The sequence below is a fragment of the Streptacidiphilus albus JL83 genome (genome assembly GCF_000744705.1).
GTDB classification, from domain to species: Bacteria; Actinomycetota; Actinomycetes; order Streptomycetales; family Streptomycetaceae; genus Streptacidiphilus; species Streptacidiphilus albus.
This window is the reverse complement of sequence record NZ_JQML01000001.1, coordinates 935,639-961,325: the sequence shown is the minus strand read 5'-3', so window position 1 is coordinate 961,325 and position 25,687 is coordinate 935,639. Positions and strand designations below refer to the sequence as shown.

2 protein-coding genes (1 of these 2 only partly in view) are annotated in these 25,687 nt (G+C 71.1%); both read left to right on the top strand.

Translation table 11 applies throughout. The annotated features are described in order from the left end of the window. Positions 1-25,253, top strand: partial view of an EndoU domain-containing protein gene (locus BS75_RS04230; protein ID WP_034087234.1) — the 3' portion only. It extends 15,538 nt beyond the left edge of the window; 25,253 of the gene's 40,791 nt are visible here — the last part of the coding sequence; its start codon lies off the left edge, out of view; its stop codon occupies positions 25,251-25,253. Then, positions 25,250-25,687, top strand: a complete 438-nt coding sequence (locus tag BS75_RS04225) for a hypothetical protein (protein ID WP_152646175.1) — start codon at positions 25,250-25,252, stop codon at positions 25,685-25,687. Before BS75_RS04230 ends, BS75_RS04225 begins: the two co-directional genes overlap by 4 nt.

The window sequence follows — 25,687 nt, the reverse complement described above, 5'->3', positions numbered from 1 at the left end:
CCCACCCCGGAGGCGAACCGTTCACTTCCAAGGACGGCGCTGCCGGTCACAACCTCGATCTGGGGGTCACGGTCGGGATCCCGCAGCAGGAGTGTGTGGACTTCAACGGCGACCGTGCTGCTGACAAGAACAAGGGCAAGTTCGTCCTCCCGGAGAAGGTGCGGCGGGGCTTCGGGCTCGGCGCGACCGTGGTCCAGGGCGTCCGGTCGATGCTGAGCAATGACGGCGGCGACCGGGGCATGCGCGAGGTGCTCTCGCCGGTCGACCATGCGGGGAACGAGCTCTTCGGTTCCGACTGGGAGAGGGCGAAGACGCTGATCCTCGCCGCGGTCGACCTCAACCGGCTGCAGCAGGGGCTGCGCGGGATGTCGGCCGGTGACCCGATCAGCGTCAAGATCACCAGCAAGTCCGGGCGGGTCATCGGCTACGTGGAGATCGGCGCCACGTTGAAGTCGGCGGAGCAGGTGGACCTGACCCCCAAGGCCGAGACCGAGTTCAACTTCGGCACCGGTACCGCGCGCGGCGACACCGACCAGCGCACCCGCACGGACATGCTGAACATGGGCGCGACCGGCGCGCTGACCAAGACCGTGCACGAGTCCCAGGGCAACGCGACCGGGAACGGCGCCGTTCAGCTGGCCCGGGATGTGGTGGACATCCGCACCGACGGGTTCAAGTCCAGTTCGACGGTGAAGAGCAAGGAGCCCGGAGCCGTCTTCGACGGTGTGAGCGAGTTGCAGTTCCGGATGACCAAGCGGGTGTTCACGCCGGCCCAGTCCGACGCCTCGGTCAGGAACGTGTTCAGCCGGCTGCTTCCGCGCGCGCTCCGCCCGCCGATCCAGTCGCACTTCACCGAGGAGACCCGGAGCGCCACCTCCGAGGTGCGCTTCTCGGCCCGCATTCCGCAGGCCGACGTGCTGAAGGTGGACTCCGGGCACGTGTCGGACGACGCGAGCGAATTGAAGAAGCAGAAGGAGCGTGTGGACCCGGTGGTCCCGCGCGCCTTCAAGCAGGACGCCAAGGTCGCCCGGCCGCCGGTGGACGTGTGGAAGGAGACGGGCGGCGGCCTGAACGACACCGCCACGGTCAGGGACCTGCCGGACGTCGGTGCACTGCGCAGCGCGGTCATCGCAGAGGTGAAGTCGCGCCTGGGAGCGGGCGGTTGGGACGACGTCGCGGACGACGTGCTCCAGGCCGTGGGCTATGCCAAGATCTCGTCCCGGCTCGGCGCGATGACCCGCGGCGTGCCGTTGGAGACCCGGGAGCTGTCGACCGGGGGGAGGACGCTCAAGCTCAGCCTCAAGGCCGAGGTGCAGAGCATGGAGTACCACCGCACGCTCGACGTCGCCGAACGCAACGTGGTCAACGAGACGGTGAACTCCGACGCGGAGCGCCGGCTGCTGTCGCAGACGGGCACCGGGCAGTTGACGGTGGGCGGGACCAAGGAGCTGAACGAGGCCGGCACCAATTCGATCGGTGACATGGCGGGCTACAACTTCCAGCAGCAGGACCGTGACGGTCTGCGCTCGGGCGGTTCGGCGACGGTCTCCTCGAACGGCAAGTTCAAGGAGAAGCAGGACCTGTACGACAGCAAGGTGAAGGTCACCGTCGCCGTCACGGTGAACGGCGTGACGCATGAGATTCCGGTCGTCATCGACGCGGAGCTCAGCCTCAACGCGCTGGAGGGGCACAGCTACCAGCTCCAGGGGGACGCGAACGACGGGGTGGTGTTCACCAGGGAGCAGCAGAAGTTCCTCGAACCGGAGGAGACCGAGCCGCCGCAGCAGGATTCGTCCTCCTCCACGGTGCCGCCCGTGGCAACCGCCGTGCCGAAGGTCGAGCCGCCCAAGGCCGAGCCGCCGAAGCCGCCGGCCAAGCTGACCGAAGGTCAGATATCCGCCTCCTGGGTGGTCCACAGCCTCGACCGGAACGCAGTCAAGGTCCATGAGGACGTGCTTGAGGGGGTGAGGCAGCGCTTTGGACGGGTGTCCGACAGTGTGCGGATGCGGGTGCTGTCGACCTTCGATCCCGACGCGATGCGGGCGCTGCTCTCGCCGGCCACCCGGGGCCGGGAGATCACGCTGAAGATCAAGGGCGGTCGCAACGGGCGACGGGTCCGGCTGGTGCCGGAGCTGGCGAAGGACTTCGGTCACACCCGGGGGCTCGACAGCTACGAGTTCCAGCAGGGTTCCGCCTCCCGCTCCTCGGTCGGCGCCATGCGCGAGAAGCGCGTTGTGCACACCGCCGTGGACGTGCTCACCGGCAAGGCCCCGCACTTCCAGGGCACCTTCACCGCCAGCAAGGGATGGAACCGCGTCGCCAGCGGCACGGTGGAGAGCAACACCGGCACGCTCAGCAACGGCAAGGCCGTCGAGCGCGCCGAGGAGTTCAGCGGGACCACCAACTTCCGGGTGGTGTTCGAGCGAAAGTCGAAGGGGGCGTGGGTCGCGGACTCGGGCGAGCAGCCGAAGTCCGTGGCGGTGACCACCAAGCTCGCCGTGCCCACGCGGGAGACCTCGGCGGCGGCCTCCGGACCGGGGCGCGGCGTCCCCCAGGACATCGCCAACCGACTGGTCCTCGGTGACCAGCACGTCGTCCACAACGTCTACCACCTCAACCCGGCGACGAAGACCCGGTCGATGGCGGAGCAGACCATCGCCCCGCACCGAGTGACCATCGACGGGGTCGCGAAGCAGGTCGGAGTGGAAGCTGAGGGCGAGAAGGTCTTCGGCTCGGAGTGGCCGGAGATGAAGAAGCTCATCCTGGCCGAGCTCTCCCCGGACCGGCTGCAGGCGGGGCTGAAGCCGATGATGGCGAACGACCCGGTGAGGCTGAGGTCGAAGTCGGGGCGGAGCACCGTCTGGATCACGGCGTCCATGCGCAGCCTGGAGCACAGCTCCACCATGGGCGAGAAGGAGACCTTCGAGTTCACCAGCGGGACCGACCTCCAGCACAACTCGGCCAGTGAGGACGGGGCGACCACCTTCGGTACCGGGGAGAACAGCAACTACCAGCTGGCGCTGAAGGGGACGACCGACCCGGTGGGCAGCCTCCCGGCAGCCTTCGTCGGCCAGGTCACCGGCAGCTACGGCCACGCGGTGGAGGAGGCGGCCCCGCAGGCGCACCGGACCACCTCCGGTATGACCTACAAGACCAAGGCCCAGGCCTCCGACTTCAGCGGCGAGGTGACCCTGTCGTTCCGGATGCAGCGCAATCCCCGGATCGCCATCGGCGATCAGGACACGGTGGCTCCCGAGGGCGAGCGGACCGGGCTCAAGTGGGCTTTCAAGCCGACCCACGGCTATGCGAAGGCCAAGGTCGGGGTGGACGTCCTGGTCCGTACCTCCGCGGTGCGCGCCGACGGGACTGCCCTGGTGACGGAGGACGAGCAGGGCCGCGTCCTCAACCGGCAGGCCCTGACTCCGGTGGCGATCCCGAGGGGGACCCAGCTGCGGGTGCCCCCGGAGCGGGTGTGGAACGAGGTGGCGCAGCTGCGCGGCATCGACGTCATGAACGGCGTCCACGATGTCGGCGGTCTGCTCGCGCTGCTGCGCGAGGCGGGGCCCAAGCACTTCGGCAAGGCCACCTGGGAGCGGCTGGAGAGCAGCACCCTCACCGCCTTCGGCTACAACCAGCTCACGGCTCGTATTCCGGCGGCATCGCGCGGCGAGGAGCTCGGCACCCCGCATCCCAACAGCCGTCCGCTGGTGGACACCGACGGCGTGACCGGGATGCTCAGCATCGAGCACCTGGAGTACCAGGGGACGGAGAAGTCGTCCGAGCTGTCGCCGATCAACTCGGTGTCCAGCTCCGGCGGCGCGATGCGGCTGGAGTCGCACCTGGGCGGTCTGCAGATCTCGCTCGGCGGCCAGGGAGAGCTGGAGAACGGAGACAGCCTGACCGGTTCGGCCGTCATCGGCGGCCAGTACCGCAGCCGTGAGGGCGGGTCCACCGGTCAGGGCGGGCAGAGCATGTCGCACGCCAAGTTCGCCACGCCCTCGTCGCGGTACTCGGCATCGGCGTTGCTCAAGCTGACCCTGGGCAAGGGGGACGGCGCCGAGACGTTCACCGTTCCGCTCAGCTTCACGGTCACCGTGCCGGACCGGGAGTGCAGCAACTTCACGGTCGAGGACGACACGACCCGGATGGTGCTCTTCAACGCGAAGAACCCGCAGGGCGAGACCGTGTCGATGCCCGAGCCCGCGCCCGAGCCCGCGCCCGTGCCCGAGCACACGCCCGAGCTGCCGAAGGTGGAGGAACATCCCAGCCTGTCCGACACTGTCCACAGTGATCATCCCGACTTCCAGGCATCGCCGTCCACGACGCGGGCGCTGCGCGACAGCAGCGGCAGGCAGCACGGGGCGTGGCTGGGAGGCCCGTCGACGGACGACGGTGCGCGGCAGCAGATCGAGCAGGCGCTGGCGAAGTTCCCGGTGCACGACAAGGTCTTCACCATCGCCGTGCACACCTCGGGCGGTCGCGGCCTTCCGGTCCACGACGGGCGCGAGCTGACGCCGACCGACTTCGTCCGGACCCTGGTGGGGCTGCGCGAGTCGGGGGAGTGGAACGGTACCGACCAGCTGCAGTTCGTCGCCTGCGGCCTGGGCGGCGCGCTGCACGGCGACTATGTGCCGGAGGTCATGCGGCAGTTGTGGGAGCGGGGGCTGGGCACGACGGCGCTGGCGGCGGACGAGCCGGTGTGGTTCGCGCCGAAGACCGGCGACACCGCGGCCGGGGACGGCTCGGGGCACCTGGTGGTCGCGGCCAAGGTCGGCCTGACCGCCGACGGCCGGCCGGTGCTCACGGCCGGCGGCCACTGGCTGGAGTTCCGCCGTCCCACGCCGGAGGAGATCGAGGCGCGCCAGGCGGCGGCGGCCGAGTTCGACGACCCGGCCAGGGCGCAGGCCGCAGCCGACCCCTTCGCTGCGGTGGTGGTCCGGCACGACGCCTACCGGGCTGCCGACGGCAGCTTCAAGGACCGGCCCGAGGGCTATCAGCACGCCGCTGCGGGCGAGATCCGCCCGTCGCTGCCGGGCGCGGTGAAGTTCGCCGAGGAGGAGCGGCAGCCCGTCCCGAAGACGTGGCGGGAGAGGGTGCCGTTGGACGGTCTCTGCGCTCTCAACTCGATCTACGCCGGTGATCGCGAGTGGCTCGACGACCATGCGGGTTTCACCGCCCCGGGCCGCGAGTCGCTGGCTCCGGCGCAGCGGCTGAAGGCCATGGTCCGCGACTACCTCGACCGCACGCCGGGTGCGGAGCTGCCGACGGTGGTCAAAAGCTATATCCGGCTGAACAAGAGCAGCCGGCAGGAGCTGGAGGGGCTCACCAACGATCAGCTGATCGATCGGATCGTGCAGGACGAACCCTCCTCCGAGGTCCTCGGCGGGACGAACGACGATCTTCGTGAGCAGTACCGCGAGTACCTGCGCACGGATGCCCTCAGCCGCGAGGACCTCCTCGAAACGGCCACGGGGATGGGGCCCATCACCGACGAGGACATGGATGTCCTGCGCGACCAGGTCGGGCGCTGGGAGGACGAGTGGAACAGTGACTCGGGGGACGTGTTCTCGACCCTCGCCGCGCATGCCCTGGGCATCAGGCTGGACCTGTACCGCGACACCGGGGATGCACAGGGGCTGCGGTATGTGACCTCCGTCGGCCCGGAGGACGGCCGCGGGGTCCCGGTCGAACGCGTCGGGACCGGCCACTACGACGCGATCGTCCGGCCCGCCGCGTCCTCCCGTTCGGCTGGGGGCCCGCAGCCGCGGCCGGCGGAGCCCGAGGAGCCGGAGGAGTCGGAGGACGACGAGCAGCCGCCGCTGTCGAGCCAGGCCGTGGCGCTGTTGCACGACTCGAACGTCCCGACTGCGGTGGATGCGGTCGAGGGCCCGGCAGTCGTGGAAGTCAACCGGTGGGTGAGGTTCAAGGGCCTCCCTGCGCCCCTTCCTTCCGCCGGAGGCTCGGGCCACGCGCTGACCTTCGCGGACCCGACGATCCTGTCCCACGACCGGAGGACCGGTGCCGCCCTGTTCGGGCTCGGCCCGGCGGGAGAACCGGTCCTCGGCTACGACCGGGGGACCGGCAAGGCGGTCCTCGGGTACGACCCGAGGACGGGCTTCCCGGTCGTTGCCAAGGTGCCCAGGGGCAAGTCCCCGGAGGACGGCAGGTTCACTCCGTTCGTCGACCGGCAGGGTGAGAATCTCGTCGACCGGATCGGGTCCGAGCCCTTCGAGACGCTGTCGCTGCCCCTGCGGATCGCCCTCGCCGATCACGAGCTCGCCCGAGGTGCGAGGACCTTCCCCGATGATGAGGCGGCCAAGCAGTACGGAGGCAGCGAGTGGAACGACCGCGTCGACGCGCTTCCGTTCGATGAGCGGAAGGCCCTCTACGACTACACCAGCGATCGGGGCAAGATCACGAACCGCCCGGGCCCGCTCTCGTCGTACACGGAGATCAACCGGATTCTCGCGGACGGCCGCGACCACTCGCCTCTGGAGATCGCCCTGTTCCGGCCGGCGCTGCGGGTCTACCGGCAGGCCGACGGCTCGGTGATGGACGGTGGCGTTCCGCGCGCAGCCACGCCCGAGGAGGCCGAGGCGTTCCACGCGCTCGCGGCCATCGCCGAGCGGACGGGATTCTCGCCGGTCGGAGCGTTGCGCGTGCTCGGCACGATCGATGCGTTGGACAGTGCGATGCGGCGGTTCCCGGCGCCGGAGGACCTGGTCGTCGTGCGGGGGGTCCAGGCCGCTCGGTTGCCCCAGGAGCTGGCGTCGCTCACCGGTCATGTCCTGACGCTGCACGAGTTCACTTCCACCTCCCTGGCTGTCATCCCTCACCGGAGCTTCAACAGCCGGGAGGTGATCATGCACCTGCGGGTGCCGGCCGACACCCCGGCGATCTGGATGGAGAAGGCATCCTTCTACGACGACACGGAACAGGAGCTTCTCCTCGGCCGGGACCGGGAGGTCAAGGTCGACCGATTGATCAGCTACGGCGGACAGACGCATCTCTACGGAACGGTCCAGCGGTCCCGTCCCGCGCTCGGCGTCGAGCCGGACGCCACTCCGCGACCGGTCGAGGTGCTCGGTGAGCGGCTGGAGCTGCCCGGAGGTTCCTCGCTGCGCTGGATCGTCGACCGCACCTTCTCGAACCTGAAGCTGTTCGCCCAGGGGGAGGCGCTGTTGCGGCTGCCGCACCCCGACGGGGTGTTCCGGGTTGCGCTGAGCATGGGTGCGAGGAAGACTCCCCGCTACGAAAAGGGCCCACTGACGGCTGATCGCCTCGCCAACACGTTGAATGCGCTGTCGAACTCGGGTGAGTGGCCGGAGAGGCAGACGCTGGAACTCATCGGCTGCGATCTCGGGGTGAACGAGACGTACACGAGTGCGCTCATGACACACCTCTGGGATCACAACAGCGAAGCAGAGGCGCGGTTCGCCGACGGTGCCGTGATGGCCGTACCGGCCTACACCGAGGATGGAAAGCTGGACCTGACCGTCCCTGGACATCTGGTTGTGGCGAAGCAGGTGGGCTGGAACGAGGACGGTAAGCCGGTGCTCAGCGGCATCGGTGATTGGCTGCACTACCGCAAGCCGCCGGAGGGTGAAGAGCCGAGCCCCACCCGCGTACCGTCCGAGCTTCCCCCCGGGTGGCGAGACGGCGTGCCGGGGCCGGACAGGCGTCCGACCGGGGCGGTCCATTTCGGATCGGACGACTCGGTCACCGAGGACGACGGGAGCGGCGCCGATCCGCTCGCCCGGCAGTTGCTGGACATCTTGTCCGGCGGCAGTGCTGGAGACGGCTCCGCCGGCCACGCACCCGAGGTCGCCCACACTCCCGCGCTGATGACTGACCGTCCGCACAGCCAGGAGGCCCAGGCCACCGCTCATCCGAAGCCCCTGCCTGGCGTGGGCTCCGGCGGCGGGGAGCTTGGGCCCTCGTCGGAGAGCGGCCGCGGCCACCAGCGGGGAGAGTCGCTCGGCGGCTTCGGCAGTGCGGGGCGCGGCCGGTATTTCGACGACGGGAGCCCGGACCCGGTCGCCCGGCGGCTGATGCGGGAGGCGCTGGCGCGGTTCCCCGGGCAGGACGGCCGCTACACCCTGGCGATGCACACTTCCACGGAGACCGGTCGGCCGGTGTTCGAGGGGCGTGAGCTGGGCCCGGCGGAGATGACGCAGTTGCTGCGCGAGCTGCGTGACTCGGGCGAGTGGAACGGGTCCGACCCGTTGCAGTTCGTCGCCTGCGGTCTGGGCTCGGACCTGAGCGGCGGCTATGTCGCCGAGGTGATGCGCGAGCTGTGGTCCGAGGGGGTCACCGCACCGGCCTTCGTCGCCGACCGGCCGGTGTGGTTCGTCCCGGACGGACACGACACGAGCGCGGCAGGGCAGTTGGTGGTCGCCGCGGGGGTCGGCTTCGATGATGACGGTCGGCCCGTGCTCACGGCCGACGGGCACTGGCTGGAGCTCCGCCGCCCCACGGCGGAGGAGGTCGAGGCGCGTGCCGCGGCGACGGCCGGGGCCGACGGCCCGGCCGCGCTGCCCGGCGCGGGTGATCCGTTCGCCGCCGTGGTGGTGCCGCACGGTGCCTATCTGTCGGACGACGGAAGCTTCAGGGAGCTGCCGGACGGCTTCGACCATGCCGCTGCCGATGAGATCCGCGGCCCGCTGCCCGGCGCGGTGAAGTTCGCTGCCGCCACGCCGCCGGTCGCCGACACCTACGGACCGGCCAAGGTGCCGCCGTCGACTCGACGGTGGGCGCCGGTCGGGCCGTCGGCGACGGTGAGGCCGCCGGTCGACCAGTACCAGTTCGCCCCCGGGCCGGCGTTCGAGCGGAGCTACGAGGTACAGCGGTTCGAGACGCCGTTCGACGGCAGAGTCACCCGACTGCTGCTGCGCATCAGCCTGCGGATGACCGAGCCGCTCGACCAGGCCAGGATCGGCGAACTGATGCGGGCCGCCCAGGACGGCGTGGACGCTCACTACAACAACCGGGACCTGCGCCTTCCCAGCGGGGAGCGGCTCTCGGTGGCGCTGGAGTTCGTCAACGATCCCGGACAGGCCCATCACGTCGTCGAGCTGCGCGAGCACACCCCTCGCGAGCACTCCGGACTGTGGAGTCTGACCAGCACGCCGGTCACGCTCGCGCATGAGGTCGGGCACCTGCTCGGCCTCCAGGACGAGTACCGCGAAGGCGCGGACCCGAGGCTGCGTTCGGTGTACGGCGACCATGCGCTGATGACGTCCAACTGGACGGACCGATGGGGAAGGACGGCCCTGGACGGGGAGTACGCGCACAGTGGAGTTGCTGCCACCACGGGGCGCATCCCTCCTCGTTACCTGCGCCGGCTCGGGGCCGACGTCGACGCGGCGCTGGGCACCGCGATCCGCAGCTCCTCCCGGGAGAGTGTGTTCAGCACCGGCGACGTGTTCGAGGCGCGTGCCGACGGTCTGCCGACCCGGGCCCACTTCGACCTGGACACTCGCCGGGCGGAGCTCCACGGCGAGTCGGAGACGCGGTCGGAGCGCCACACCGGCCACCTGTGGCCCGGGCCGGGTTCCGATCGGCCGTTGCCCGGCCGGATCGGGGGGGCCAATGCCAACGGGACGTTCCTGGTGGCGGACTCCGAGGTGCGCCCACGGGTCCACGGCTCGGCAGCCGGGGAGCTGATGGGCGACCCTGGGGGGTCGGGACGGGCGGCGTTCCCGGAGCACCAGGACGCGGACGAGGCACGGGCGTACCTCAGGGCCCTCGCGGCCGGGAGCGCCGGGGACCTGGTGGGCGACCCGCAGGCGTCGGGACGGATGATGTTCCCGGAGCACTGGGACGCGGACGATGCGGTGTACGCGGCGGAGCAGGCGTACCTCGACGCCCTGCGGTCCGGGAACGTCCAGGCGGTGCCGGGGACGGAGGGCCGTTTCACCTGGGCCGGCGTCTACGGCGGCGTCCGCATCGAGGGCGAACTGGACCACGGGGAGTTCACCGGGTTCCGGCCCTCACGGCGTCAGACCGATGAGCCGATCCCGGGGTTCGATCCCTGGGGGCTGCCCGCAGGGCCGGAGTTCCCGGCGCCAGGGACGGTGCCGCAGAGCGGGCCGGTCTTCCCGCAGCGGATGGAGGACGTGGTCCGCTACGGCGACCGGCAGCACCGGACCGGCGTCTACCACGTGCCGGCCCGGCCGGACGGGGCGACGCCGAGGCTGCGCGAGGGCATCGTGCTGGAGCGCGGTGTCCAGCACGCCGACGGCACCTACCAGGCCGTCGTCCGCTTCCTCGATCCCCTGGTGTCTCCGAACCATGCGCTGGCGGCGCACCCGAACCGGTGGCAGCCGCACAGCGAGGGCGAGACCACCATGTTCCCCGACAGCTGGTCACCCGACCGGTTGCTGCGACACGTCGAGGCGGCGCACGCGAACCGCACGGTGACGCGGCAGGACGGGGCCGGCTACGCCTGGCGCGGCGTGGGCGGGGGTGTGCACATCGAGGGCGAGGTGCGCGACGGCCGGCATGTCAGGTTCCGCCCGGTCCAGGACCGGGAGTTGGGCAGTACGCCGGTCGCTGCCGACTACCCGCGCACCGTGCAGCCCGAGGGCGCGTTCGGCGAGTGGACCCCGGAGGAGGTCAGGTACGCCGCGAGCCGCGTGGCGGCGTCCCGGGGGTATGTGCCGGACCCGGGCGACCCCGACGAGCGCGCCTTCACCGGCGAGTTCGCGGGCCGGGAGCTGACCGTGACGGTCCGTGCCGGGGAGATCGTCGACGTGGTGCCGGTGGTGCCGGTGGCGCCGGCGGTGCCGGTGCACGGCGAGGGGCCGGTGCAGGGCCCGGAAAGGCAGGATCCGATCCGTCTCGCGATGAACGAGACGGGTGTCTTCCAGCTGCCGCAGGGGGAGACCCGGGACGGCGTCCGGGTAGTGCGCGGCGCGTCCCACGCCAACGGGGCGTACCAGGCCGTCGTTCGGGTCCTGGATCCCGCGCTGCGTCCGGACGACCCGTTGGCGCAGTTCCCGACCCGGTGGTCGCAGGGCGAGGGCGAGCACACCATGTTCCCCGCCGACTGGACCCCTGAGCAGTTGCGGGAGTACATCGGGCGGGCGCAGCAGTCGGCGCTGGACCTCATCAACGAGCAGAGCCTCGGGGACGGCACCTTCCGGTGGTGGGGCGTGGGCGGTGGCGTCGTCATCGAGGGCGTGTCGCGCGACGACGGCACGCTGGTCAGCGTCCGCCCGGCTCCCGCCGACGACCAGCGCTCACTGCTGGTCGCCGCCGGATTCCCGCGCACTCGGCAGTCCGTGGGCGAGATCGGCCGGTGGACGCCGGAGGAGGTCAGGCACGCCGCCGTCCAGGTGGTCGCCGACCCCCGGTCCGTGCGTACCCCCCATCCGGGCCGGGTCTCCGTCTACGAGGGCGAGTACGAGGGACGGCAGGTGCGGGTGACGGTCGAGCGCGGCAGGATCACCGACGCCGTGCTGGGTCCGGAGCGGGTGGCCGTCCCCCAGCAGGGCGGGTCGCCGAGCATCAACCCGATCGACGACGGTCACCACCTCGCTGAGGAGTTCGCCGCCGGGACGGAGATGGACATCGATCTGCCGTTCGCCGAGGTGCCGTTCCCGGGATGGGAGCCGATGGCTCCGCCCGCCTTGGTACAGCTGCCGCCGGAGGAGTTCGAGCTCGGGCTCACGCACGCCCCGGCCCCGATGTACGCGCGGCGCTACGAGGCGCAGCGGTTCAGGTCGGTGGATGCCGACGGCGAGACGACGACCCGACTGCTGGTGCGGATCAATCTGGACGAGGAGGAGGGCCTCGACCCCTTCCGGGTGGTCCAGTTGCGGGAGACGGCCCAGCTGGGGGTGGACGAGCACTACAACGAACGTGACCTGCGTCTTCCCAACGGGGACCGGCTCAGGGTGCAGCTGGAGTTCGTCGATGGGTCGAGCCCTGCCCACCATGTGATCACGCTGCGGGAGACCCAGCCTCGGGCGGACGCTGAGGACTGGGGCCTGGACAGTGGGCCTCTGACGCTGGCGCACGAGGTGGGACACCTGTTGGGCCTTCACGACGAGTACCGTGAGGGACACGCCTTCGGTCGGCGTTCGGTGTACACCGACGGTTCGTTGATGGCGGGCCTCGCCCACGACGGCCGGGGGCGCGCGTTCCTGGACAGCGACTACCCGATGGCGCGTCCCGGCGCCGAGTCGGTGGGCCGGATCGCTCCTCGGTCGCTGCGCCGGATCGGGGCTGATGTCGACGCGGCGCTGGGGGACGCTCGCCGTACGTCCTCGGGGGGCACGGTGTTCGCCTCCGGGGACGAGGTCGAGCCGCGTGGGGACGGTCTGCCGACGCGTGCCCACTTCGGTCTGGACACCCGTCGCGCGGTGCTCCACGGGGAGTCGGAGTCGGTGTCGGAGCGGCACGCGGGCCATCTGTGGCCCGGGCCGGGGTCCGATCGGCCGCTGCCCGGCCGGATCGGGGGGGCCAATGCCAACGGGACGTTCCTGGTGGCGGACTCCGAGGTGCGCGCACGGGGCTACGACTCGGCGGCCGGGGAGCTGGCGGGCGACCCGGGCTCGTCGGGAGCAGTGGTCCCGGAGCACCGGAGTGTGGAGGAGGCGCGGGCGTACCTCGCGGCCCTGGAGGCCGGGGAGACGGAGGGCGACGCGGGGCCGTCGGTGCGGATGATGTTCCCGGAGCACTGGGACGCGGACGATGCCGTGTACGCGGCGGAGCAGGCGTACCTCCATGCCCTGCGGGAGGGGAACGTCCTGCCGGTGGCGGGGCTTGAGGGCCGGTACACCTGGTCGGGCGAGTACGGCGGGGTGTGGATCGAGGGCGAGCTGAGCCATGGTGAGTTCACCGGTTTCCGGCCCGCCGAGGACCAGGGCGACCTGGACGAGGAGGGGTTGTCGACCCCTCGTCCGATGGCGGTCGAGACCTCGCTCCCGGCCTTCGGCCAGCGGTCGGAGGACTTCGTCCGCTCCGGCAACAGGCGGACCCGCAGTGGTGCCTACCATCTGCCGAACCCGGGGCAGTCGGTGCGGTACGCGGGGGTGTGGCAGGAGCCCGTCCGCCTGCACCAGGACGGCACGTACCAGGCGGTCGTCCGCTTCCTGGATCCGAGGTTGCGTCCGGACGACCCGCTGGCGCAGTTCGCGACCCGGTGGCACGAGGCCGCCGACGGCGAGCGCACCATGTTCCCCGCGCGCTGGACACCGGAGCTGCTGCTGCACCACGTCGAGAACGCGTTCCGCTCCCGCTTCGAGCTCGGGCTCGTTCCCGGGCGCGAGAACACCTACCAGTGGCGTGGGATGAGCGGCGGCGTGCGGATCGTGGGCCTGGTGCGCAACGGTCGGCATGTCGAGTACTACCCGGAACAGGTCCGGTCGGCCAAGCGTCCGAATTCGGACGGCGACGTGGGCTCCAGCAGCCAGGCCATGGGCAAGCGTCCGCGCATCGAGGGCCAGGACCCGCGCGGTTCCGGTTCCGGCGCCGAGCAGGGGCGCCCGTCGGGCCCGAGCCCCTTGGCGCCGACCGGGCCTCGGCGCGCGCCCGACCTGCCGCTGTCCGGGTTTCCGCGCACGCAGTACCCGGAGGGCACGTTCGGCGACTGGACCCGGGAGGAAATGGGCATCGCCGCCCGCGAGGCGGTGGCCCGCTACGAGAGCAGCCGGACGGACCCTTCCGGCGCGGTCCAGGTGGTGGGCACCTTTGCGGGCAGGCGGCTCCGGGTGACGGTCGAGGCGAACCGGATCGTCGACGTCCACCCGCACCCGGCGGACGACGCGCCGCCGGTCCAGCCGCACCAGGAGAACCATGCGCCGCCGGTCCGCCGGCCCGGGGCTCCGCTCGGGACTCCGCTCGGCGGTGTCGGCGGTGTGCGGCGTGGTCGGTGGCTGGACGACGGCAATCCGGACCCGACGGCCCGTCGGCTGGTCCAGGAGGCGCTGGCCCGGTTCCCCCGGCAGGACGGCGTCCACACGCTGGCGATGCACACCTCTGCCAAGACCGGCCGACCGGTCTTCGAGGGCCGCGAGCTCGGTCCGGAGGAGATGACCGGGCTGCTGCGCGAGCTGCGTGAATCGGGTGAGTGGAACGGGACCGACCCGTTGCAGTTCGTCGCCTGCAGTCTCGGTTCGGAGCTGAACCGCGGCTTTGTCGCGGAGGTGATGCGGAAGCTCTGGTCCGAGGGGGTCACCTCCTCCGCGTTGGTCGCCGACCAGCCGGTGTGGTTCGTTCCGGACGGGCGTGACGCGGGCGCCGAGGGGCGGCTGGTGGTCGCCGCGAAGATCGGCTTCAGCGGCGACGGCCGGCCGGTGCTCACGGGCGGCGGTCATTGGCTGGAGCTCCGCCGTCCCACGCCGGAGGAGATCGAGACGCGCAAGGGGGAGGCGGGGGCCCGGACCGGCGGCCCGGCCGGGGAACACGATGCCGGCGATCCGTACGCCGCCGTGGTCGTCCAGCACGGCGCGCAGCTGTCGAACGACGGCAGCTTCAAGGACCGGCCCGAGGGCTTCGATCACGCCGCTGCCGAAGAGATCCACAGCCCACTGCCCGGCGCCGTGAGCTTCGCCGAGCCCGAGGCGCGGCCGATGGAGGGCTGGAAGAAGGAGCCGTCACGGGGATCCATCGGCCTGTGCATCCTCAACTCCATCCACGGGAGCGCCCGTGACTGGGTCGAGGAGTTCCTCAGCGCGCATGAACCGGCACTTGCTGAACTGGATCCAGGTGCACGGTTGAAGGCAGTCGTCGGGGCGAGGCTGGAGGACGTTCTCCAGGCCGGCCGGGACTCCGACGTGCTGCGCGAGATCGTGCACCCCTACCGCCTGACTCCTGAGGGACAGGCGGCGACGAAGGCCCGACTTGAGCGGGCGACGTCCGATCAGTTCGTCGCTGAGGTCCGAAGGATCCTCTCCCACGAGGACAGCTCCCGCAATCCGGGACAACTGGATCGTGAAGAAATCATCGAGCGCTATTCGAATGGTGCGCTCGACCGGGAAACCGCGATCGAAGAAGTCATGGGACATCCCGATCGCCCCACGGGCATCGTCCACGACGACGAGGTGGCCCGGCTGCGCAGTGTGGTGGCGAACTGGGAGAACGACTACCTCAGCCCTGAGGGGGAGATGCTTCCCGCTCTCGCCGCCCATGCCTTGGGCATAAGGCTGGTGACCTGCTACGAGGAGAGCGGTACCGGCGGGCGCAGCGTGCGTGAGCGGGGGATTTCCTACGGTCCGGAGACCGGCCAGGAAATCCGGATCTGCTACAACCTGACCGACCATTACGATGCTGTAGTCCGGGACCACGCGGATTCGGACGAGGCGAACCCGGGCAACGGTGGAAAATCGGAATCCGAGGAGGAGCCGAAGGACAACGAGGAGCCGAAGGGCAACGGGAGCTCCGAGGGTGGCAGCCGGGACTCCGGGGCTGAGAAGAAGCCCGACCTCCCGGTGCGGAGCCGGATCGAGCGTCAGGGCCGGTTCTCGATGAGTGATCTGTACCTCACGGTGGACTCCGAGCGCGCGGACGGCGAGGACGGCCTCCGGGTCTTCGCCAAGGACATCAACGACGCCGTGGCGAGGATCGTCGGGGCCGACTCGGAGGCTCCGGATGCGATCGACCAGGTGTTCGTCGACCCGGTCGCCCTGCGCGGGGCGATGGCCAAGCTGGCGCGCGGGATGAGCCTGGAGGTGCCGATCTCGGTGTCCATGGGCGACCGGCGGGACATCATGCCGCTCCAGCCGTCCGAGGTCGGAACCTGGTCGGGGAAGATCACGATCACCGGCCGGGTCGGCAGGCCGGACGCCGGCCGTCCCGGGCCGATTACCGAGTTCGAGAGCGGCGGCGACCACCAGCAGGGGGACGGCTTCCACACGGACACCCGCAAGCGGGTCCAGGCCAGCGCCCAGGTGAAGTTCTCCGTGCCGGAGCGGGTCGACACCACCGAGACCTTCGGCTACACCTGGGACCGGACGACGGGCGAGGACTTCTCCAGCGGCAGCCGCCGCATCACGCGAGGCAAGTCCGTCGAGCCCAGCATGCTCATCGACGCCCCGATGACCCTGGAGGTGGACCTCACCGACCTCACCAGGTTCCCGAGGCTTCCCGGTTCGACCCACCAGGAGACCGTCGCTCCGGTCGACGTCACTGTCCACTTCTCGGTGCCCGCCCGGGACGTCCCGCTCGAAGGGCTGCCCGGGGCGATCCTGGGCGGACAGTTCACCGCACCGCGGCGGATCACCGAGCGGCGCACGCTCGGCGCCACCGACATCGTCGCTGACGCCTGGCACACGGACGGGAAGGGGAACCGGACCAAGAGTCCCAGCTTCTCCAAGGACGACCAGCGGCGCGGGACCGTCCTCTACGGTGCGGAGCTCTGGAAAAAGCTGCGGTCCGCCATCGCCGCCCGACTGGACGGCAGCGACCTGCAACTGGGCCTCAAGGGCCTGATGGCGGGCGACTACTGCCACGTCGAGGTTGTCTCCGACACCGGGCTGACCACTGCCACCGCCGACATCACGGCACTCGTGACCGAAAAGGGCCTGGCTCACGCCTACAACACCGGGAAGACCGAGTTCAACACGGGCAGCGGCGTCCAACGGGTATCCAACAACCAGAAGGCCACGCTGGGAACCAAGGCCCTGCCGACGCCCGGTGTCTTCCTGCCGAACAACATCAAGTCCGGCATCTTCAGCATCGGCGGCGGGGTGCAGCACGCAGGCGGCCGGGCGAGGATCACTGGTCGCAGCGACGAGAGCGTGCTCACGCTCAAGAAGAAGGTCGCGGGCGCGGTCTTCGACGGCGAGGCCACGCTGTCGATCACCCTCGGCAAGTCAGTGGTGGGCGAGGGGCTGTTGAAGCCGTTCACGCCCGGTAGGGCGGCTGCCGCAGTTGATCGGGACGAGTCCATCGAGTTGGAGGACAGGGCGAACCCGGCCAATCCGGCCAATCCGGCCAATCCGGCCGAGTCGGCCGTTGTCGTGAGTGCGCTAGTCGGCTTCACCACCATCGTGGAGCAGGCCGAGGCCCAGCCGGTGGGGGCGAAGCGGCAGCCTGTCGCGGTGACCGTGTTCGCTCCGCCGGAGCGCGCCTTCACCAGGGCCGACAACCCCACAGTGCCCGGCGGCCTGCCCGACACGACGATCGTCCGTGACCTGCCGACGATCTCTCCGCTGCACAGCGCGATCGATGCGTTGTGCGCGGACAAGCTGGGGCAGGCCGGCTGGGAGGCGGTCCGGGGGCAGGTGCTGGCGACCTTCAACCACGACACCCTGTCGGCCACCCTCCCCGCGATGACCACCGGCCTGCCGACCAGCACCCACGAGTTGGACGTGCCCGGCGTCGGCCGGGTGGTGCTCAGTGCCACCGCCCGCGTGCGCGAGATGACGCACCGTGGCCCGGAGGAGACAGCCCAGCTCAATACCGTCAATGAGAGCAGCACCGTCACTGCCGACCGCTACCAGCTCTCGCGCACCCGGTTGCTGTCCGCACAGGGCGGAAACACCTTCGAGTCCGAGCGGATGAAGGCCGAATCACTCACCCAGGGCGTCGCGGTGACCGCCGGAACCCAGCGGCGCGACCGTGGCACCCTGCGCAACAACGCCTCCGACACGTCCTATGCGAACGGCAAGTACTTCCGGGACCGGGAGAAGTTCGACTCCGAGGTCACCGTCCAGTTGGGTCTCACCATCGACGACAAGCCGGTGGCGCTCTCGGCGGAGCGGCCGGGCACGGCGGTGCTGCATCCGCAGTTCACCATGGACCGGTCGGACACCCGCACGGTGGGCCCGGATGTGTCGACGACGACCTTCACCGAAACCAGCGAGGGTCTGCACGAGCGTGAGGATGCCAAGCCGGAGCGCGAGGTCTCCGAACTGCTCGGTCGTGGCCTGCTCGGCGTCTCCGACGTGGTGCACGGCCTCGGCGTCGAGGCGACCCTGCTGCTGAAGGGCATCGAGCGCAGGCTCCGGGAGGCGACCGGAGTCGACCGGCTGCCGCACGAGGTGGGCATGCTGCTGCGGGAGCGCTTCGACCCGGTGGCGATGAAGGCCGCCCTGTCCCGGCTGAGCCGGGGTGGCGCACTGCGCGTCGACGTGGACGTCAACGGCTGGCACGGCAGTGTCACCGTCCGCGCCTCGGTCGACAGGTTCGTCCACGAGACGTCCATCGAGGGCGTCGAGTTCGAGCGTGGGACCCGGTCCCGCGCGGGCTTCGGCGTGACCCAGGACCAGCGCATCCGCAAGACCGTCGGCGGGACCGGGAAGACCAAGACCCCGCACGTCGAGGCCAACGTCTCCTACACCTACCAGCACGACAAACTGAGCAGCCAGACCGACGAGATGGTCGGCAGCGTTGTCTCGCGGGGCAAGAACGTGGAGGACGGCGCGCTCTTCCGGGGGCGGGCGACCTTCACCGCCGAGTACGACCTGAAGAAGCCCCTGGCCCCGGGGACGACCTTCCTGCCCGAGCGCTCCTACAAGGCATCCGGCGATCCGGTCGAGGTCCGGGCCGCCGTGATCACGCCGCTGCGCACCACCGCGCCGAAGCTTCCCGACGGCGGGCCCGGGGCGGTGCCGGCGGTGACCAAGTTCGCCACGCTGCCCCGACGGCTCAGGGAGACCCATGTCCTGGGCGACAACGACATGGTCACCGACGTCTTCCTGCTGGAGCGGCAGCCGAGGGTCGATCCGCTGACCGAGCCCGAGCCGACGGGACCGGTGCTCGCCGAACAGCGGCTGGAAGCCACGGTCGCGCGGCTCGACGCCCAGGGCCGGCAGTTGCTCGGCTCCGACTGGGAGGACATCCGCCGACAGATCAAGGAAGACCTTGACCTCGACCGCATCCAGGCGGGGCTCAAGTCGTCGATGGCCGGCGGACGCCCGCTGCTGACCTTCAAGCGCGGCCGGAGCAAGGTCACCGTCACCGCCTCGGTGCACAGCCTGAGCCAGAAGCTCGATCCGACGCTGGTCGAGTTCAACGCCAACACCAGCCTGCAGCACCGGCAGGGCGGCGTCGGCGTCGAGACCGCCCTGGGCAAGGCCACGGGCTCCGGCCACACCGTCGCCTTCACCGCGGCGGGGACCACCAACCCGTTCCACGACGGCGCCGAGGCGAACTTCGGCGCCGGCGGCACCTACTCCTGGGGCGAGCAACGGACGGACGCCCAGGGCGAGTCCACCACGACCGGCCTCGGCACCCGGAGCAAGGTCGCGGGCGTGACCAACACCGGGCAACTGCTGCTGCAGTTCAGGATGGAGCGGCGGCCGTGGACGAAGCCGTGGATGACCCCGGGCAGCCCCGACAGGATTCTGCCCGCCGGCGCCCGGTTCCGCGCGCTGCGGATGCTCGGCGTCCACAAGGTCGGCATGGCCTACACCCATCTCGGTGTGGAGACCGTGATGGAGGCCGGGAAGGTCGGCACGGACCGGGCCGCCTCGGAGTTCACCGCCGACGACCGCCGGCCGGCGCCGAAACCGGCGCCGGAGACGCCGGTCAAGGTCCAGGTGCCACCGAAGTCCATCTGGACCGAGGGCATGGGCGACTCCCATGTCGTGCGCTGGGCGGAGATCCCGGGCGCGCGGGAGCTGCTGCGCCAGGTCGGGACCGAGTACTTCGGCAGGAAGGCCTGGGACCGGCTGGCGGACACGGCGTTGAGCGCCTTCGAGCAGCCGTCGGTCGCCGCGCACTTCGCCGGTGCGACGAGGGGCGAGCGGCTGGCCACCCCGGACTCCACCCGGGTGGTGACGCTGGGCGACCTCAGGGTCAGCGCCAAGGTCGAACTGGTCCAGCTGAAGTTCGTCGAGGCCACCGCGGACGCCGAGCTGAGCCCGACCAACGAGATCGCCACCGTGCAGCGCAGCACCTTCATGGACTGGAAGCTGTGGGGCGGCCAGCTCTTCGGTGGCGGCAAGGGCACGGCCGCCGAGGGCACGCCGCACGCGGTGGGCATCGCCGCCCAGGCGAACGCGGGCGGCTCGCGGCGGGTCACCGACGGGCCGTTCCAGGACACCTCGACCAAGAGCGTGAGCAGCGCCAAGTTCCCGACCGCCATGGCCAACTACGAGGGCCACGCGGTGATGCGGCTGACTTTCGAGGAGGAGGGGCGGGAGCCGAGGACGGAGAACTTCGTCATCGGGGCGAACATCGACATCCCCCTGACCGAGACCGAGTCCCGGACGGTCGGCGACGACCGGACGCTGCAGTTCAGCCCCACCCAGCAGGACGTCCCGCTGGAGCTGCGGCCGGCGGAGGAGGCGAAGTCGGCGGCGAAGGCGTCGGAGACGCTTGCCACGGATCTGGAGCGGAGGGCGGAGCAGGCCGAGCGTGCCGTCGACGACCCGGCGGTCGATCCGGCGGACAGGGCGGCTGCGCAGGACCAGGCCGATGAGCTGGCCAAGCAGGCGCGGCAGGCGCGGTCGCAGGCGCTGGCCGACCAGGCCGCCGCGTCGAAGGCCGAGGTACGGGAGGCGGAGGGCCGCGCGGCGAGGGCGACCGCAGCTGCGCAGCAGACCCAGCACCTGGCTGACACGGCCCAGGCGGAGGTCGATCGGACCGAGCAGGCCGTGCAGGCGGGCGAGGCCACCCCGGAGCAGATGGCGGCGGCGCGGGAGGCAGCGCGGGAGGCCGACGGCCGGCTGGCCGAGGCCCGCGTGGCACAGAGCCGCGCGGCGGTGGAGCTGGCGAACGCGCGGGCGGCGGCGGAGGTCGCGAGGGCGTCGGCGGCGGCGCGGGCAAGGGCGTTGGCCGAGGCTCGACAGGGCGACGTGGCCAGGACCACGGACCTGACCACGGACCCGGCCGCGGACCCGGCCGTGATCGAGGCCAACCGGGCGACGGCGCTCGCCCGGGCGGAGCTGCGCGTGGCCGAGGCGCGGGAGGCGGAGTCCGGCGAGGCTCCCGGTACCGTGGCGGAGTCGCGGGCCCGTGCGGAGACCGCGACTGCGCTGGTCGAGGTGGCTGAGCTGCGGGCGAGGGTTGCGCGCGGGGCGGAGGCCGAGGCAGAGGCTCGCGTCGTCGCCGCGCGGGCCGATGAGCAGGAGGCGCGCGCGACGGTCACCAGGTCGCGGGGGAAGGTGCTGCGCGAGGCGGCTGAGCAGATGGCACAGCTGGCAACGGCCCGCAGAGCGCGGGTGGAGGCGGAGGCTGCCGAGGCCCGTGCGGCGGCGGAGGGCCGGGCGAGGGAGCTGATCGAAGCACAGACGGAGGTCCAACGCAGCCGAGTCCTGCTGGACGAGGCAGAGCAGCGGCAGTCTGAGCGTGACCGGTTGGCGGCGGAGCGGGCCGAACAGGCGCAACAGGCAGAGCGTGAGCGGTCGGCGACGGAGCAGGTTGAGCGCGATCGGGCGGCGGCCGAACGGGCCGAACGTGAACGGCTGGCGGAGGAGCAGGCCGAGCAGTTGAGGAACGAGGAGGTTCGGCAGGAGGCCGAGAGCTTGCGGGCCGAGGAGGACCGGGCGGCTCGGCTGGCGAGGTACCGGGAGGCTGCCGAGGAGTACGGCAGGTTGGCCGATGCGGAGGCGCGTCAGGCGTCGGCTCGTCGGGACCTGGCGGAGGCCGAGCGGCACCGGCTGTTGGACCAGCAGCGGCAGCAGGCCGAGGCGACTTCGGCCCCGGAACGGGTGCGGACCGAGTCCGTGGCGGAGCATCAGCCCAGTCAGGGCGACCACGAGGTGGACGCCCTGTCCGTAGGGGACCCGCACGACCGTGCGGACGATGGTCCGGAGTCCGGGTCGGGCTATGAAGCTGACGACGAGTGGAGCGACGACGATTCGAGCGACGACGATTCGAGCAACGAGGGCCGGGAGGACGGCCCGGGTCGTGGGCCGGGCGACGGATCGAGTGACGACGCGTCGAGTGATGACGATTCGGACGACCACGGCTCCGACGAACACGATGCGGATGACGACGACTCGGATGACGACGACTCGGATGACGACGACTCGGATGACGAGTCCGGCGGCGGCTCGCCTCGCCACGTCGAGGAGGAGTCCGAGGACGAGACCGGCGACGAGTCCGACCGGGGCGACAGCCTGGTTGCCGACGCGCCGGCGGCCAGCACGGAATCTCCCGGGCCGACCGCTGACCTGGAGGTCACTGAGGCGTACGCGGAGAGCGTCCTCGGCATTCCGCTGCACAACCAGCGGAAGTTCCAGGACATGGCGGATCTGAACCAGGTGGTCGTCGAAGTCCGGCCGACGAATCCGGATTCGGTGGCCCATCTCTACCAGGGCGCACTTCCGAAGCCGAAGGAGATCAAGGCCAAGACCATCAACGCCGAGGATCTGTGGCTGGGCGCCCTTCGGGAGAACCAGGGGCTGGTGGGCTTCTTCGAGCCGAGGGAGCCGTCGCCGGAGGAGTGGGCCCGGATCAACCAGACTCCCGGGCTGGCGGAGCGCGTCCGTTCGCGTCTGCAGCAGCGGCAGGAGGAGTACCAGGTCCTGAGGAACTCGCTGGACGACTACCCGCAGTTCTCGGTGATCGACGGTGTGGTCAACGGCCTCAACGCCGAAGGCGCCTGGCGGCCGATCACCGGTGACCACGACATCTTCGACCTGCTTCGGGCCGACGGCACCCAGCTGGACGACTCGGATGCGAACTCCGAGTACCAGGCGGCCGTTGCCGCGATGATGGCGGAGGGCATGGGCGTGCAGCACGGCGCCCACATGTTCTGGGTGCCCGAGGGGCAGTTCAACCAGGGGATCTACGATCGGATCGTGGCCGGGCACGGGCCGGGGCACGAGCCGTTGCTGCGCTTCGTGCCGGGGCGGGCGCGGCCGGTGCTCGTGAGCTCCGCGACCACGGAGACACCGGGCACACGCCGCTATGTCGGGCCCTTCCTGACGTCGTCGGAGCACATCGTTCACGACGGGCCCGGCAATGTGGTCGACTACCAGGAGCCGTTGGAGGAACACGGCGAGGAACTGGCTCTCGTCAGCCGGATGCTGGGACGCCAGTCCGTTCCGGAGCCCGGCAGCCTCCAATTCCGGACGGACCGCGAGATCCTGGCACTGGCGGCAGCGCAGGAGCCGCACGCAATCACCCTCCGCATGGACCAGCTGACGCGGAGTCTGCACTCCGACACCCCCGACCCCGACTCGGCGGTGACCGGTGCGCAGACCGCGTCGTTCCGCCGGGCCGCGGAGGCGCTGGTGGCTGTGGACATCCATCTGAGCCTGGAGAACCTGCGCGGTGCCCATGCGCTGCTGGGCTTCGACGGGGGACAGCACGATCCGCACACGTCGCTCCACGAGAGCGAGCTGGACCGGATCGCCCGGGTGCACCTGGGCATTCCGGAGGAGGTCCCCGTCCCGCACGGTCGGCTGTTCCGACTGCTGCGCGCGGCTGCCAGGCATCAGCGCGACGGCGTGCTCACCCGGGAGGGGCTGGACGCAGCCGTTGCCGAGGCCTCGGACACCCTCGACGAGGACACGGCCGCGCAGAGCCGGCACGAGCCGCGGTCCGACGGCGACTCGACGGACAGTGAGCCCGAGCAGGGCGTGGCCCACTCGCGCCAGCCGGAGGAGCACGGCTACTCCGACGGCAGCGACGAGAGCGACGAGAGTGACGAGGAGGACAACTCCGGTTCGTCCGACGACCAGGGGCGGTACCACGCCGACCAGCAGCAGGCCGGCGGGCACCACGACTCCGAGCAGGAGAGCTCGGAGGACGAGGGCGTTGCCGGCCCGGTCGACGGCGGTCAGTCCCAGGGGGAGGACCTGCACCTGGACGACCCGGCCAGCCTGCCGGACTCGGCTCCACTCGACGTGGCCGGTCCGCCGGACACCGTTGCCCCGGCGGAGCACCCGCTCACCGGCATGCCGGTCGTCGGACACCACGACGGCGCCCCGGTCTACGGCTACCACCCGGTCACCAACCGGCCGATCATCGACTTCGCCGAGGGCACGGGTGATCCGATCTACGGTTACCACGAGCAGACGGGAGAGCCGATCGTCGAGTTCGTCCAGCAGACGGGTGATCCGATCTACGGACACGGACCGCAGGGCCTGGTGATCGTCGACTTCCGGCACCCTTCGGGCGATCCGGTCTTCGCGCACCCGATCGTCGGAGCCCGGCTCGTCGGCAGTGACGTGCACGGCAGGCTGATCTACGGCTACCACCGGTTGAGCGGTCTGCCGATCTACGAGTTCGAGCGCGACACCAACCGTCCGGTCATCGGCGTCGACCCCGAGACCGACGACCAGATCACCGTGGTGGCGAACGCTCCCGTCTGGTCCCTGGCCTCCTCCGGGGCGGACGTCCGGATCCACGGGTACGACGAGCGGACCGGTCGGCCGGTGCTCGGGCAGACCTCGGACGGCACATCCATCGTGGGATACCGCCCCGCAACCGGGGAGCTGGTCGTCGCCGGCGAGCTCCAGTGGGACGACGAGGGCAATCTGCGCCCGATGCTGCTCGACGACCCGACCCACACGGTCCTCGGTCCGGCGGGCGGCCCTGCCGGTATGACCGGCCCGGAGTTCAGCCGGCTGCCGAGCAGCATGCAGAGCGCCGTCGCCTGGCTGGAACTCGCGCACGGCGCAAGGACCTTCGCCACCGACGACGAGGCCCGTGAGTACGGCGCCGAGCACTGGAACCAGCGGGTCGGCGCCCTGCCGCCGGATCAGCGGGGAGCCCTGCGCGGTTACTCGGGTGACGCGGGCCGCACGGCGAACCCGCCGAGCTACAAGTGCCTCCACGACTTCCTCCGCAGCGGCGTCGTGGTCCCCGACCGCGAGGTCGCGGCGGCGGCGCGGACGATGCTGGACCGGGAGGAGGCCGGCAGCGAGGCCGGGACCCCGGCGCCCCCGCCGGGCGGCGAGGAGGCGCTGGCACAGGTCACGGCCATCGCCGAGCAGGCCGGGGTCACCCCACGCAGGGCGGTCGAGTTGATCGACGCAGTCCGGGCGATCGACTCGGCGATGGAGCAGAACCGGGTGACCGATGACCTGCTCGTCGTGCGCGGGACCGACCTGGAACGCATCGGTGGGGACCTCGACGACCCCTCGACGCTGATCGGGCACACCTTCACCGAGCCGTCCTTCACCTCGACCTCACTGGCGCCGGTCCCGCCGGCGGGCTTCTCCGCGAAGCCGGTCCTCCTGTACTGGAGGGTCCCGGCGGGAGCCCCGGCGATCTGGCTGGAGCAGGTCGCCGTTCGCGGCACCGACGAGCTCGATCTCCTGCTCGGCCGCAATGTGCGGTACACCGTGGACCGGGTGGTCCACGAGGGCGGAAAATGGCACATCTACGGAAGAGTTCAGCTGTGACGAATGCAGTGGAGCCGACCGGCGCCGACAGCGGCGCGGCCAACCCCCGGCTCACCGACGGGCTGTTGTTCACGGTGGTGCCCGGCGGGCCCCGGGACTACGCCCGGGCCACGGACGGGCCGGTCCGGTACCTCGCGGTGGCGACCGGCGACGTCCTGCTGGGCTACCTCTGGGCGTCCGAGCAGGAGGACGCGGCCGGCTTCGTGCCGAGGGCGGCCGCCGGCGACGACGGCCTCAACGCCTCGGTGGCCTGGACAATGGAGCTGCGGGCCCGCAAGGCGCGCGAGCTGCTCCCGGTGCAGGCGCTCGCCGAGCTCGCGGACGGCGTCGGCCACGCGAACTACGGCTGGGCGGTGGCGGGCCCGGAGGAGGTTGCCGCCGACCTGGCCGCGCTGAAGGCGCTGGCCGGGCAGGCGCCGCCGGCGGCGGAGTGA